Source organism: Citrobacter arsenatis (assembly GCF_004353845.1).
Lineage (GTDB): Bacteria > Pseudomonadota > Gammaproteobacteria > Enterobacterales > Enterobacteriaceae > Citrobacter > Citrobacter arsenatis.
Genome location: NZ_CP037864.1, coordinates 3,407,776 through 3,421,195, shown reverse-complemented (window position 1 = coordinate 3,421,195; position 13,420 = coordinate 3,407,776). Strand labels below are relative to the sequence as shown.

The following is a 13,420-nucleotide window of genomic DNA, read 5'->3' as shown; positions in this document are numbered from 1 at the left end:
GGGCAGGAACCATGGAGCGTAATGTCACGCTGGATTTTATTCGTGGCGTTGCCATTCTTGGTATCCTGCTTCTCAATATTAGCGCCTTTGGCTTGCCAAAGGCGGCATACCTTAATCCCGCGTGGTATGGCAACATCACCTTATCCGACGCCTGGACCTGGGCGCTGCTCGATCTCTTTGCGCAGGTTAAATTCCTCACGCTGTTTGCACTGCTGTTCGGTGCAGGTCTGCAAATGTTGCTCCCGCGCGGTAAACGTTGGATCCAGTCGCGGCTTACGCTGCTGGTGCTGTTGGGTTTTATTCACGGTTTACTCTTCTGGGATGGCGATATTCTGCTGGCATATGGCTTAATCGGCCTGATTTGCTGGCGGCTGATCCGGGATGCGCCGTCGGTTAAAAGCTTATTTAACACCGGCGTACTCCTTTATCTGGTGGGCGTTGGCGTACTGCTGCTGCTGGGGATTATCTCAGGGAGTGAGACCAGTCGCGCCTGGACGCCGGATGCTTCAGCGTTGCTGTATGAAAAATACTGGAAAGTGAACGGCGGTCTGGAAGCGGTCAGCAATCGCGTGGATATGATGTCCAATAGCTTGCTGGCGCTGGGGGCGCAATACGGTTGGCAACTGGCGGGGATGATGCTGCTCGGCGCGGCATTAATGCGCAGCGGCTGGCTAAAAGGGCAGTACAGCTTACAGCATTACCGTCGCACCGGCGTTCTGCTGGTTATTATCGGCATGGTGATTAACCTGCCTGCTATCATCGCTCAGTGGCAACTGGACTGGGCCTACCGCTGGTGCGCTTTCCTGTTACAAGCCCCGCGAGAACTGGGTGCGCCGTTGCAGACGATTGGTTATGCCGCGCTGATGTTCGGTTTCTGGCCGCAGCTTAGCCGCTTAAAATGGGTCATTGCTATCGCCTGCGTGGGGCGCATGGCGTTAACCAACTATCTGTTACAAACCTTAATCTGCACCACGCTGTTTTACCAGGCGGGCTTATTTATGAAATTTGACCGGCTGGAACTGCTGTATTTCGTCATCCCTGTCTGGGCTGTTAACCTACTTTTCTCCGTCATATGGCTACGTTTTTATCGCCAGGGCCCGGTGGAATGGCTATGGCGTCAATTAACCCTGCGTGCTGCGGGGACATCATTACCGCGTACATCCAGATAACGATCTGGATCACATTCATTAACAAAATGGATGTAAGCGCTTTCATTCCTGTGACCTCACTCACGCAGTACGTTTCATTGTGCTGACAAAATACCCAGCCTGGGGTGTCCGTGGGTAACCGCAATCTAAAACAGGGCAGTGAATATGGTAACCATCCGTGATGTGGCTCGACAGTCTGGCGTTTCTGTCGCGACCGTTTCCCGCGTACTGAACAACAGTGCGCTGGTGAGTCCCGATACGCGTGAAGCGGTAATGAAGGCAGTCACTCAGTTGGGCTATCGACCTAATGCCAACGCACAAGCGCTGGCGACGCAGGTGAGCGACACGATTGGCGTTGTGGTTATGGATGTATCAGATGCGTTTTTTGGCGCGCTGGTAAAAGCCGTGGATATGGTTGCCCAACAGCATCATAAGTACGTCCTGATTGGCAACAGCTACCATGAGGCGGAAAAAGAACGTCATGCCATTGAGGTGTTAATTCGCCAACGCTGTAACGCACTGATTGTACACTCAAAAGCACTGAGCGATCGGGAGCTGGCCGAATTTATGGATCAGATCCCCGGTATGGTGCTGATCAACCGCCTGGTGCCGGGTTACGCCCACCGTTGCGTCTGCCTGGATAACATCAGCGGCGCCAAAATGGCGACCCGAATGCTGCTGAATAATGGCCATCAACGCATCGGTTATCTGGCATCAAGCCACCGCATTGAAGATGACGCCATGCGTAAAGAAGGGTGGTTAACAGCCCTGAATGAGCAGGGGATTGTTGCGGCAGAAAGCTGGGTCGGCACCGGTTCGCCTGATATGCAGGGCGGAGAGTCAGCGATGGTGGAACTGCTGGGACGCAATTTACAACTGACGGCGGTCTTCGCCTACAACGATAATATGGCTGCCGGCGCGCTGACTGCGCTAAAAGACAATGGCATTGCTATACCATTACACCTTTCTATCATTGGCTTCGATGATATTCCCATCGCGCGTTACACCGATCCGCAACTGACCACTGTGCGCTATCCCATTGCCTCAATGGCAAAAATGGCGACGGAGCTTGCGTTGCAGGGCGCGGCAGGCACGCTGGATCCGCTGGCGACACACTGCTTTATGCCGACGCTGGTACGCCGTCATTCGGTAGCGCTGCGGCAGAATGCGGCACCGATCACTAACTCATAACGTTGCGCGATGTAACCGCTTTCAATATGTGAGTAAATTCACAGTATATTAACAATGCGATAGCTATGATGACACTGTTTGTTGCGCTGTAACTACTATGTAACGGTGAATAATCACTTTCACCGAGGTATAGGTGCCTTAAACGAAAATTAAAGCCTGTTTTTGGAGCGTTGCCAGACACGGAAGAAATATTTTTTAAAAGTGAGCTTCGGCGTTCAGTAACACTTCAGTAACGTTCTGCCTGCCGAGCATTTATCTCAAGTACTACCCTGCATAATAAAACCGGAGATACCATGAATAAGAAGGTGTTGACCCTGTCTGCTGTAATGGCAAGCATGTTATTCGGCGCGGCTGCGCACGCTGCTGATACCCGCATTGGTGTAACTATCTATAAGTATGACGATAACTTTATGTCTGTAGTACGTAAGGCTATCGAAAAAGATGCCAAAGCGGCGCCAGATGTACAGTTGCTGATGAATGACTCGCAGAACGACCAGTCCAAACAAAACGATCAGATCGACGTGCTGCTGGCAAAAGGCGTTAAAGCACTGGCTATTAACCTGGTTGACCCAGCAGCAGCAGGCACGGTCATTGAAAAAGCACGCGGACAGAACGTACCGATCGTGTTCTTCAATAAAGAACCTTCTCGTAAGGCGCTGGACAGCTATGACAAAGCGTATTACGTCGGTACTGACTCTAAAGAGTCCGGGATTATTCAGGGTGATTTGATCGCCAAACACTGGGCCGCAAACCCGAACTGGGACCTGAACAAAGACGGCAAAATTCAGTTTGTTCTGCTGAAAGGCGAACCGGGGCACCCGGATGCTGAAGCACGTACCACTTACGTGATTAAAGAGCTGAACGACAAAGGCATTAAAACTGAGCAACTGCAGTTAGATACTGCAATGTGGGATACCGCTCAGGCGAAAGATAAGATGGATGCATGGATGTCCGGTCCGAACGCGAACAAAATCGAAGTCGTTATCGCCAACAACGATGCGATGGCAATGGGCGCAGTTGAAGCGCTGAAAGCGCACAACAAAACCAGCGTACCGGTATTTGGTGTGGATGCGCTGCCTGAAGCGCTGGCGCTGGTGAAATCTGGCGCAATGGCCGGTACCGTGCTGAACGATGCCAATAATCAGGCAAAAGCCACCTTCGATCTGGCGAAAAACCTGGCTGATGGCAAAGGTGCGGCAGATGGCACTAACTGGAAAATTGAGAACAAGATTGTTCGCGTTCCGTACGTAGGTGTCGATAAAGATAATCTGTCAGAGTTTACCAACAAATAAATACTCCGTATGTGGGCGCAATTTCATTGCGCCCTTAATAACGCATTCTGCAAGGCCAACAAGGTATAATTATGGTCAGCACACATACTCAGTCGTCAGGCGAATACTTGTTGGAAATGACCGGCATCAACAAGTCCTTCCCCGGCGTTAAGGCGCTTGATAATGTCAATTTAAAAGTCCGCCCTCATTCTATTCACGCCTTAATGGGGGAGAATGGTGCGGGCAAATCCACATTATTGAAATGTCTTTTCGGCATCTATCAAAAAGATTCCGGTAGTATTTTATTTCAGGGTAAAGAAATCGATTTTCATTCTGCTAAAGAGGCGCTTGAGAATGGTATTTCGATGGTACACCAGGAATTAAACCTGGTATTACAACGTTCTGTGATGGATAACATGTGGCTGGGACGCTATCCCACCAAAGGCATGTTTGTCGATCAGGAAAAAATGTACCGCGATACCAAAGCGATATTTGATGAGCTGGATATTGATATCGATCCGCGTGCGCGTGTCGGCACTTTATCCGTTTCGCAAATGCAGATGATAGAAATTGCCAAAGCGTTCTCTTATGATGCCAAAATTGTCATTATGGATGAGCCAACTTCATCGTTAACTGAGAAAGAAGTTAATCATCTGTTCACCATCATCCGTAAGCTGAAAGAGCGTGGATGCGGTATTGTTTATATTTCGCACAAAATGGAAGAGATCTTCCAGCTGTGTGATGAAATAACCGTACTGCGCGATGGTCAATGGATTGCGACCCAGCCGCTGGAAGGGCTGGATATGGATAAAATCATCGCCATGATGGTCGGACGTTCACTGAACCAACGTTTTCCTGATAAAGAAAACAAACCCGGTGAAGTCATTCTGCAAGTGCGTAACCTGACCTCGCTGCGTCAACCGTCGATTCGTGATATCTCGTTTGATTTACACAAAGGGGAAATTCTTGGGATTGCCGGTCTGGTAGGCGCAAAACGTACTGATATTGTTGAAACGCTTTTTGGTATTCGTGAGAAATCATCGGGTACGATTACGCTACACGGCAAAAAAATTAATAACCACAGCGCCAATGAAGCTATCAACCATGGCTTTGCGCTGGTCACGGAAGAACGCCGCTCAACCGGGATTTATGCCTATCTGGACATTGGTTTTAACTCGTTAATCTCCAATATCCAAAACTATAAAAATAAAGTCGGCCTGCTGGATAATTCCCGCATGAAGAGCGATACCCAGTGGGTAATTGATTCAATGAGGGTGAAAACACCGGGCCATCGTACACAAATCGGTTCACTGTCCGGTGGTAATCAGCAAAAGGTGGTTATTGGTCGCTGGTTATTAACGCAGCCAGAAATTCTGATGCTGGATGAACCTACGCGTGGTATTGATGTCGGTGCGAAATTTGAAATTTATCAGCTGATTGCCGAACTCGCGAAAAAGGATAAGGGAATTATTATTATTTCCTCTGAAATGCCGGAGTTGCTGGGTATTACCGATCGTATTCTGGTGATGAGCAATGGTCTCGTTGCCGGAATTGTTGACACTAAAACGACAACGCAAAACGAAATCCTCCGTCTTGCGTCTTTGCACCTTTAAGATTAGGGGCTCCTCATGAGTGCGTTAAATAAGAAAAGTTTTCTTACTTACCTGAAAGAAGGCGGAATTTACGTTGTTCTTTTGGTATTGCTGGCAATTATTATTTTCCAGGATCCCACTTTCTTAAGCTTGCTGAACCTGAGTAATATTCTGACGCAATCCTCGGTGCGTATTATTATCGCATTGGGTGTGGCTGGACTGATTGTTACCCAAGGTACCGACCTGTCTGCCGGGCGTCAGGTCGGCCTGGCGGCGGTCGTGGCGGCAACGTTGCTACAATCGATGGACAACGCCAACAAGGTGTTCCCGGAGATGGCGACGATGCCAATCATCGTAGTGGTGCTGATCGTCTGCGTGATTGGTGCCATTATCGGCCTGGTGAACGGCATTATCATCGCTTATCTGAACGTGACGCCGTTTATTACCACCCTGGGTACGATGATTATCGTTTACGGGATTAACTCCCTGTACTACGACTTCGTCGGCGCATCGCCAATTTCTGGCTTTGACAGCGGATTCTCAACCTTTGCGCAGGGCTTTATTGCGCTAGGCAGTTTCCGACTCTCCTACATCACCTTCTACGCGCTGATTGCCGTAGCCTTTGTGTGGGTGCTGTGGAACAAGACTCGCTTCGGTAAAAATATTTTCGCCATCGGCGGAAACCCGGAAGCAGCGAAGGTGTCCGGGGTAAACGTTGCGCTGAACCTGCTGATTATCTATGCCTTGTCTGGCGTGTTCTATGCCTTCGGTGGTTTGCTCGAAGCCGGACGCATCGGCTCGGCGACCAACAACCTCGGCTTTATGTATGAACTGGATGCGATTGCGGCGTGCGTGGTTGGCGGCGTGTCGTTCAGCGGCGGGGTAGGGACCGTGTTTGGCGTGGTGACCGGTGTGATTATCTTCACCGTCATCAACTACGGTCTGACCTACATCGGCGTCAACCCATACTGGCAGTACATTATCAAGGGCGGCATCATCATCTTCGCGGTAGCGCTGGACTCACTGAAGTACGCGCGTAAGAAGTAATCGTACAATGCAAAAGCCCGGCACAGTGCAACCTGTACCGGGCTTTTTCGGCAGCATTACAACGTTAGCGCATGTTCTTTCTCACCGGGTTTAAACTTCACTTCACCTAAATCAATACAGGCTACCGGGCAAACGTGGCCACACAATAAACATCCTACACACTTTTCCGTGTTGCAGTGCGGCGTGCGGGTTTGCTCATTCCATTCCATCGCCTGATGCCCACCGTCATAACAGGAGATATAGCAACGACCACAGCCAACGCATTTATCAAGATGGATGTTCGGATAGACGATGTAGCTACGATCAAGCTCCTCGGCGGGGATGATATTGGCATTGGCCAGACCTACCATCTCCTCCAGTGAGTCAAACCCTTGATCGGCGAGGTAATGTGACAGCCCGCTGGTCATGTCCTCCACAATTCGATAACCATACTGCATGATCCCGGTAGTCACCTGCAGCGTAGCCGCGCCTAAGAGTAAAAACTCGGCAGCATCTTCCCAGGTCTCTATTCCCCCGATGCCGCTAATTGGAAAATCGCGCAGTTCCGGGTGCATGCGCAGTTGTTGGATAAAACGCAGGGCGATAGGTTTAACGGCCTTGCCGGAGTAGCCAGAAATGCTGGATTTACCGTTGACGACCGGCATCCCGATTTTCCTGTTCAGGTCGATATTGGTGATGGATTTAACCGTATTGATGGTGGCGATACCGTCGGCACCTCCGTGTTTTGCCGCTAGCGCTACCTCACACATATCACCAATATTTGGCGTCATTTTAGCCAGCATTGGCAGGGACGAGCCGCGTTTGACCGCCCGACAATACTTTTCGACCAGCTCAGGACTTTGCCCCACATCACTGCCCATGGCATGTGAGGTCATTTGCGGGCACGAGAAATTACACTCGATCATGTCTGCGCCCGCTTCTTCAACCAGGCGGGCCAGCTCTTGCCATTGCTGCTCATTTTCTCCCATGATCGACGCAATCAGGACCTTGTCCGGGTAGTCCTGTTTCAGTCGCCGAATTGCGGCCAGATTCTCCTCCAGCGGATGCTCGGCAATTTGCTCCATGTTTTTGAAGCCAATAAAGCCGGTATCTTCTTTGGTGAGATGGTCAAAGCGTGGGGAGACCTCATTTGCAATAAAGAAACCGATCGTTTTAAAAACAATACCGCCCCAACCGCTATCATAGGCTTTGGCGCACATTTCATAGCAGTTGCCCACCGGGGAGGAGGAGAGGCAGAACGGGTTGGGAAATTTGACGCCGCAAAAGGTAATAGAAAGATCTTTCGTTAACATGAGCAAGCTCCCTCTAAATAGTGATGAATAGCCTGAGCAGCCTCTTTACCGGTTTTCACGGCGTAAACCACTGTTTTATCGCCTTCAACAATATCGCCCGCAGCAAACAGGACCGGATCGGCGGTTTGGTAGTTTTGCGTATCAATAAGATTGCGCTGTGGCTTTAACGCGGCGAAATTATCAAGCTGAGCATGTTGGCCGACGGCGAGAATAATATGTTCGGCTTCTAACGTGAGTTCGCCTGGCAGGCGTACGTGCTTAAAGGTGACTCGATTTCCATTAACCGCCACGGGCGTGAAACCGTCAATAATCGATACCCCTAATGCCTGAGCGCTGGTGAATTCCTTGTCGCTGGCCGGGAAGTCGGCCAGTTCTTCACGTGCGACACAGGTGACTGACGGACAGCCCAGCAGCTTCAATGTACTGGCGACATCCATCGCCACGTCGCCGCCGCCGATGATTAATGCGCTTTGCGCGACGGTAATACCGCCGCTGGCTTGCCGGGTCCGTTGCAGAAAATCGACGGCGATTTCTACGTGATTCGCCTTCTCGAACAGAGGTAGCGTTGAACCGTAAGACATGCCCACGGTAACCAGTACGGCGCGATATTCTGTTTTAAGTTGCTCAACGGAAAGGGTATTGCCGACTTCACAATTGCAGTTGATAGTTACGCCCATTTCAACGATACGGGCAATTTCATGATCCAAAACCGAATGAGGTAGACGAAACTCTGGAATGCCATAGCGCAACCAGCCGCCTGGCTGGGCCTGTTTTTCGAAGATTGTTACGTCATAGCCAAGATTACTCAGCGTTACGCTAGCCTGTAACCCTGCCGGACCCGCGCCGATGACGGCGACCTTGCCCAGCGTTTTTGTTGCGGGCTGATAGATTTTCATTGCGGTCTGCTGTTCAAAATCGGTAATAAAGCGCTGCAGGCGTGCAATATCGATAGGTTTATCAATACCTGAACGCGTACACCCGCGCTGGCATAATTTTTCGGTCGGGCAAACCCGGGCACACACCGCACCGAGCGCATTATTTTCGCGGATAGTTTCGGCAGCGCCTTTAAAATTGCGGAAATAAATAGAACGAATAAATTTCCCCGGGTCGGTTTGCGCCGGGCAATCCTGACTACAGGGGGCATCGTGACATAATAAACAGCGGGAAGCCTCTTTTATTGCTAATAATGGAGTAAAAGCAGGCGTGACCTCATCCAGATAATTTTGTTGTGGCATATTTTCTTCCTTAATGCTTGAGTTAATTAAGGCAAACCGTTAATAACAAAATATAAAATGTGAAAGGCTATTCTTAAGGCTAAGCACTGCAGGAAGAGTATTCTGTGAAAGGATTCACAAATAGAAGATAGTTTGAGGGAAATGCTGGCAGGCAGCATTAATCCCTTATATTGAAATGGTAACTATTATCAAAAGATTATCTATTCTCAATTGCTAATACAAAGGCAATATCATTATCGATAAAAAACTAAGTAAATAACCATACCGAAGGATAAACATCCGCATCCGGCATAAACTAATACATAAGACCAAAATTGCAGAGGTTCTTGATTGCGATAAGCATAAACCGGTTCGCGTGCGTTCTTCTTAATTTTATCTACGGCCCCGGAGCGCCAGCCTTTCCAGGCTTCGCGAAAACAGAACACGGGAATGAGCAGAAAGGCCAATACGACGAAAAGGGTTTGTACATCCATGCTTATTTTCCTTGTTTCTTTTGTAATTCGAGCAGTTGTTCAGGCGTAACCGCTGGATATCCCTGTGCGTCGTCCGGTACCTGATGCATGGTAGGGATGGGCACCAGTGGGCCTAAAAAGCGGGGTTCACGTTTAAAAATGTAGAGATCGGCGAGTGCGCCAAAACGGGCGCCAAATTCACGTACCCGCACGGTGAGCATATCTTTTGGCGAAGGTACGGCGTAGCACTGGGCCTGGATGCCCATATGCAGCGCAATAAACAAGGCACGCTCACAGTGGAATCGCTGGGTAATAATGATGAAATCGTTGGTATCGAATACCTTGCGAGTACGCACGATAGAGTCGAGCGTCCGGAACCCAGCGTAATCAAGCACGATGTCAGCGGGATCGACGCCTGCGGCAATCAGATCCTTACGCATCGTCATGGGTTCGTTGTAGCTTTGCTGTGCGTTGTCGCCGCTTAACAGCAGATAGTTTACCTTCCCGCTGTTATAGGCGTTCAATGCGCCCTGAATGCGGTAGCGGTAATACTGATTGATGACGCCGGTGCGGTAATACTTTGCTGTGCCCAGAACCACACCCACCTGGCGGTAGGGTAAATCCTGCAGTTCGTCGTAGATGTAGGGAGCCGTCTTCCAGCTCATCCACCGGTCGAGTCCAAGCACAGTCAAAAGCAGCAAGCCTAGCAGGACTAACAGGCTGTAAAAAACGCGCTTTAACATGCAGAAAACTCGTTATTTGGATGGAATTTCAATCAGGCTACTGTACCGGAAGACGTAGCGCAAGAAACAGCAATCTGATTGAGGGGATTTTAGGCATTTCTGCGTATTGCCGGATAGCGGTGTAAACACCTCATCCGGCCTACGAACTGGCGTTATTGAGACGATTAACCCAGCAGAACGCGCTCAATATTATTGCAGCCCAGCGCTTTCAGGGTGGCAGAGGTCGCATCCCACTGAATCAACGGCGCATCGGCTTTTTCAGCCAGCACCGCGCGTTGGATATCCGGGTAGTCATAACCGTTCAAATTCAACAGGTTTAACGCGCCTTGCAGCGGCGGCAGGGTCGGGTTGAAGGCGGCATTCTCAGCGTAGCTACCGCTAAAAATTCGACCATCTTTGCATTCCAGCGCAACGCCGCTTGGGGATTTGCTGTACGGCATATGACATCTGTTGGCGGCGGTGATTGCCGCCTGGGTCAACGCATCGCCTTGCAGTGCAAAGCCGTGATCCTGATCGTCCATCAGCAGCGTTTTGATCTCCAGATCCTTCGGTCCGAAGGCGTCAGGCAGATAATCGCGCAGCGCGTGTGGCGCACGTCCCGGCAGATGAATACGTAAGTCCAGCCCGCTGTTTAGTTCGTTCATAAACTGGCGACAGTGGCCGCATGGCGTGTAGTTGACGGTGATGGCGGCGAGTCCTTTTTCACCGCGCAGCCAGGCGTGGCTGATGGCGCTTTGCTCGGCATGAACGGTTTGCTGCATGGTCGCGCCCAGGAACTCCATGTTGCCACCGAAGTACCAGCTGCCGCTGATGCCGCGAGAAATTGCCCCCACGTTGAAATTGGAAAGCGGAGTACGCGCGCAGGCCGCAGCCAGCGGCAGCAGAGCGAATGCCAGCGCGTCTTCGTCCAGTCCCGATTCGCGTTTCAGCAAAGAGACCTGCTCAGCGGTCAGCATGGCGGGGAAATGCACATCCGCCAGAACAGGGGCCAGGGCTGATTGCAAGTTATCCGCGAGTTGGGCAAAAGCAGTTTGAAAACGTGGATGCATGGCGATGCCTCATAACAATGTAATGGAATCGTAGTTTACGGGCCTGTTACGGCTTTATATGTGATCCAAATCTCATTGTGTATGCAACTTATGAAACTTAAATGAAAAATGTGCAACGCATCGCAAATAAATCGCCAAAAAGAGACGGTTAACCGACCACCGCCAGAATAATCGGGAACAGAAATGGGGCAACCAACGAAGTGATAATCCCGCAAATGACCAGCGCCAGAGAGCTAAACGCACCTTCCTGATAGTCCAGCTCCGCACAGCGAGCGGTTCCCAGGGCGTGTGAAGCGGTGCCCATTGCCAGCCCACGTGCGGCCTTGGTGCGAATACGCATCGCATTAAGCAACGTATGGCCAAACACCGCCCCGAGGATACCGACAAAAATGACGCAAACAGCGCTGATAGCCGGAATGCCCCCAATGCTGCCCCCCACCGCCATAGCGATAGGCGTAGTAACGGATTTCGGCATGATAGACGCGGCAATTTGCGGCGATGCGCCCATCAACAAGGCAATTGTTGTGCCCGTAACCATCGCCACAACGCTGCCTGCAAAACAGATAGCAATAATTGATTTCCAGCGGGCGCGAATCTGGTGCAGCTGTTCGTATAACGGATAGGCCAGCGCGACCACGGCAGGTTGCAGCAAATCGTTCAGCACTTCGCTGCCTTTGAAATAGTGATCGTAGGGAATACCGGTCAGCAGCAGAATAGGAATAATAACCACCATGGCGACCAGCAGCGGGTTCAATAGCGGCATTTTAAATCGTGCTGCCAGCTTACGAGCGCCAAAAAATACCGCCAGCGTAAGAGGCAACGACCACCAGATATACGACATCATTCTTTTGCTTTAGCCTCTTTTTGCCCAACGATTTTGCGCTCACCGTGCACGATGTGCGAGCTCCAGCTCACCACCAGAAAAACGACCAGCGTACTGATGGTGCAGGACACCACCACCGGACCAAACTGCGCGCGGAGCAGATCAAAGTACTGCATGATCCCCACGCCAATTGGGACAAACAGCAGGGCCATATAACGAATCAGCACGTAGCAGCCGGGGTTAACCCATTTTGCCGGTAACACCTGCAAAGCCAGTAGGACAAACAGAATCAGCATGCCGATAATGCTGCCCGGAATGGTGATAGGAAGTAGCGACGCAAGAAAAATACCTGCATAGAGGCAGGCATAAATCAGGACGAATGCGCGCAAATATTGCCAGATAATGTTCAGTGCTTTGCTCATAGTTGAAACCCTTGACGAGACTCATTCATCATACAATTAAACTTCAAAACGTGCTACCGATCACATCATGAATTCTAAGCATAGAGGAAATAGATAGCTGGAACATCGGGCGATGGCCCTAACTATCCACACTAAACCTGTGCCAGGTAATACAGAAAACGATTCAGGGCGGTAGTCGGTGTTTCATTGTTGCGCCAGAATACGCCTACGCTGCCTTTTTGTTCAATCTTCGGCAGATTCAGGATAGCCAACTGTCCCTGGGCGGCATAACGCTGCGCCAGGCGTAGAGAAAGAATAGAGATCATATCGCTACTTTGCAGCAGGTTGGTGCTAACGTTGATCGACGCCGATTCAATGGTGTTTTCCGGCAGCATGACGCCGTTATCCACCAGCGCGTTGTCAATGCTTATCCGGATGGGGGTTCCCGTCGGCCAGACAATCCAGCGCCAGTTGGCCAGATCGTGCCAGGTGAGCAGGGGATATTTTGCCAATGGATGATCGGGTCGGGCGACGAAGCAGACCGGCTCGGTATACAGCACCTGATAATTGAGCGGCAACTGCAGCGCCCGGCCGCCGACGCGACCAACGACAACGTCCACCGAACCTGCGAGCAGATCGTGCAGCAGCGGGGTCATCACCTTCTCTTCAATATTAAGATGCAGGGTCGGCAGTTCTGTGAGTAAACCCAGTATCGCCTGTGAAACGCAGTCGGTCGCCACCGGCGAGCAGCCAATCTTCAGGCTCCCTACCAGGCCGCCTTGCTTAAAACGGGCGATTTCATACTGCGAACGTTCCATATCATTGATCAGGCGTTGGGCATGCTGCAGTAGCAGTTTGCCGCCCTCGGAAGGACGCAAGCCTTTGCTATGACGTTCAAAGAGCGTGATGCCAATCTCATCTTCGAGCTGTGATAACCATTTTGACAACGCTGGCTGGGTGATATTCATCATCCGGGCGACGTGAGTCAAATTCCCCTGTTCGCCCAGCGCGATAAGCGTTTGCAGGTGCTGCAACTTCAGTTTCTGCGCCCAGTTAGCCATTTGCTATAACCTCCAGGTTATGCCTCTGCATGAAAAGCCATTGTACATTTCATCTCCAAACATACAAAGTCGCAACATACCTAAAACAAAACAGACATCTACTCTACCTGCACTG

General features: G+C 50.7%; 13 protein-coding genes. 5 read left to right on the top strand and 8 right to left on the bottom strand.

Features of this window, described 5'->3' with window-relative positions; all coding sequences use genetic code 11:
• The first annotated feature begins 11 nt into the window (after positions 1-11).
• The 5 genes from yeiB (at position 12) to mglC (ending at position 6,249) form a co-directional block, all read left to right on the top strand.
• Positions 12-1,169 carry a DUF418 domain-containing protein YeiB gene (gene yeiB, locus E1B03_RS17705; protein WP_103770454.1) on the top strand — a complete coding sequence of 386 codons (1,158 nt, stop codon included), beginning with the start codon at positions 12-14 and terminating at the stop codon, positions 1,167-1,169.
• Between the two features lie 144 nt (positions 1,170-1,313).
• Positions 1,314-2,339 (top strand): HTH-type transcriptional regulator GalS, encoded by a 1,026-nt coding sequence (gene galS, locus E1B03_RS17700; RefSeq protein ID WP_103770455.1) that lies wholly within the window; start codon positions 1,314-1,316, stop codon positions 2,337-2,339.
• Positions 2,340-2,632: 293 nt separating this feature from the next.
• Complete coding sequence (mglB, locus tag E1B03_RS17695; RefSeq protein WP_103770456.1) at positions 2,633-3,631, top strand: galactose/glucose ABC transporter substrate-binding protein MglB; 999 nt, start codon at positions 2,633-2,635, stop codon at positions 3,629-3,631.
• A 71-nt stretch (positions 3,632-3,702) separates the two neighbouring features.
• A complete protein-coding gene (gene mglA / locus E1B03_RS17690; protein WP_003027396.1) occupies positions 3,703-5,223 on the top strand; it encodes a galactose/methyl galactoside ABC transporter ATP-binding protein MglA in 1,521 nt (506 codons plus the stop codon).
• A gap of 15 nt (positions 5,224-5,238) precedes the next feature.
• Positions 5,239-6,249, top strand: a complete 1,011-nt coding sequence (gene mglC, locus E1B03_RS17685) for a galactose/methyl galactoside ABC transporter permease MglC (protein ID WP_006683806.1) — start codon at positions 5,239-5,241, stop codon at positions 6,247-6,249.
• Positions 6,250-6,305: 56 nt separating this feature from the next.
• Here mglC and preA read toward each other — a convergent pair whose 3' ends face one another.
• The 8 genes from preA to E1B03_RS17645 form a co-directional block, all read right to left on the bottom strand.
• A complete protein-coding gene (preA, locus tag E1B03_RS17680) occupies positions 6,306-7,541 on the bottom strand; it encodes an NAD-dependent dihydropyrimidine dehydrogenase subunit PreA (protein ID WP_133086676.1) in 1,236 nt (411 codons plus the stop codon).
• Complete coding sequence (locus tag E1B03_RS17675; RefSeq protein ID WP_133086675.1) at positions 7,535-8,776, bottom strand: NAD(P)-dependent oxidoreductase; 1,242 nt, start codon at positions 8,774-8,776, stop codon at positions 7,535-7,537. The genes preA and E1B03_RS17675 overlap by 7 nt, the downstream gene beginning before the upstream one ends.
• A gap of 233 nt (positions 8,777-9,009) precedes the next feature.
• Entirely contained in the window at positions 9,010-9,249 is a 240-nt protein-coding gene (locus E1B03_RS17670; RefSeq protein WP_016153715.1) for a DUF2542 family protein, read from the bottom strand.
• Positions 9,250-9,251: 2 nt separating this feature from the next.
• A complete protein-coding gene (gene sanA / locus E1B03_RS17665; RefSeq protein WP_003027383.1) occupies positions 9,252-9,971 on the bottom strand; it encodes an outer membrane permeability protein SanA in 720 nt (239 codons plus the stop codon).
• Positions 9,972-10,135: 164 nt separating this feature from the next.
• Entirely contained in the window at positions 10,136-11,020 is an 885-nt protein-coding gene (gene cdd / locus E1B03_RS17660) for a cytidine deaminase (protein ID WP_103770459.1), read from the bottom strand.
• Positions 11,021-11,168: 148 nt separating this feature from the next.
• The gene (locus E1B03_RS17655) at positions 11,169-11,864 is read right to left on the bottom strand and encodes a CidB/LrgB family autolysis modulator (protein ID WP_003027380.1); all 696 of its coding nucleotides are present in this window, start codon (positions 11,862-11,864) and stop codon (positions 11,169-11,171) included.
• Positions 11,861-12,265: a CidA/LrgA family protein gene (locus E1B03_RS17650; RefSeq protein WP_103770460.1), complete on the bottom strand. Its 405-nt coding sequence runs from the start codon at positions 12,263-12,265 to the stop codon at positions 11,861-11,863. Before E1B03_RS17650 ends, E1B03_RS17655 begins: the two co-directional genes overlap by 4 nt.
• A gap of 131 nt (positions 12,266-12,396) precedes the next feature.
• Positions 12,397-13,305 carry a LysR substrate-binding domain-containing protein gene (locus tag E1B03_RS17645; protein WP_103770461.1) on the bottom strand — a complete coding sequence of 303 codons (909 nt, stop codon included), beginning with the start codon at positions 13,303-13,305 and terminating at the stop codon, positions 12,397-12,399.
• Positions 13,306-13,420: the final 115 nt, after the last annotated feature.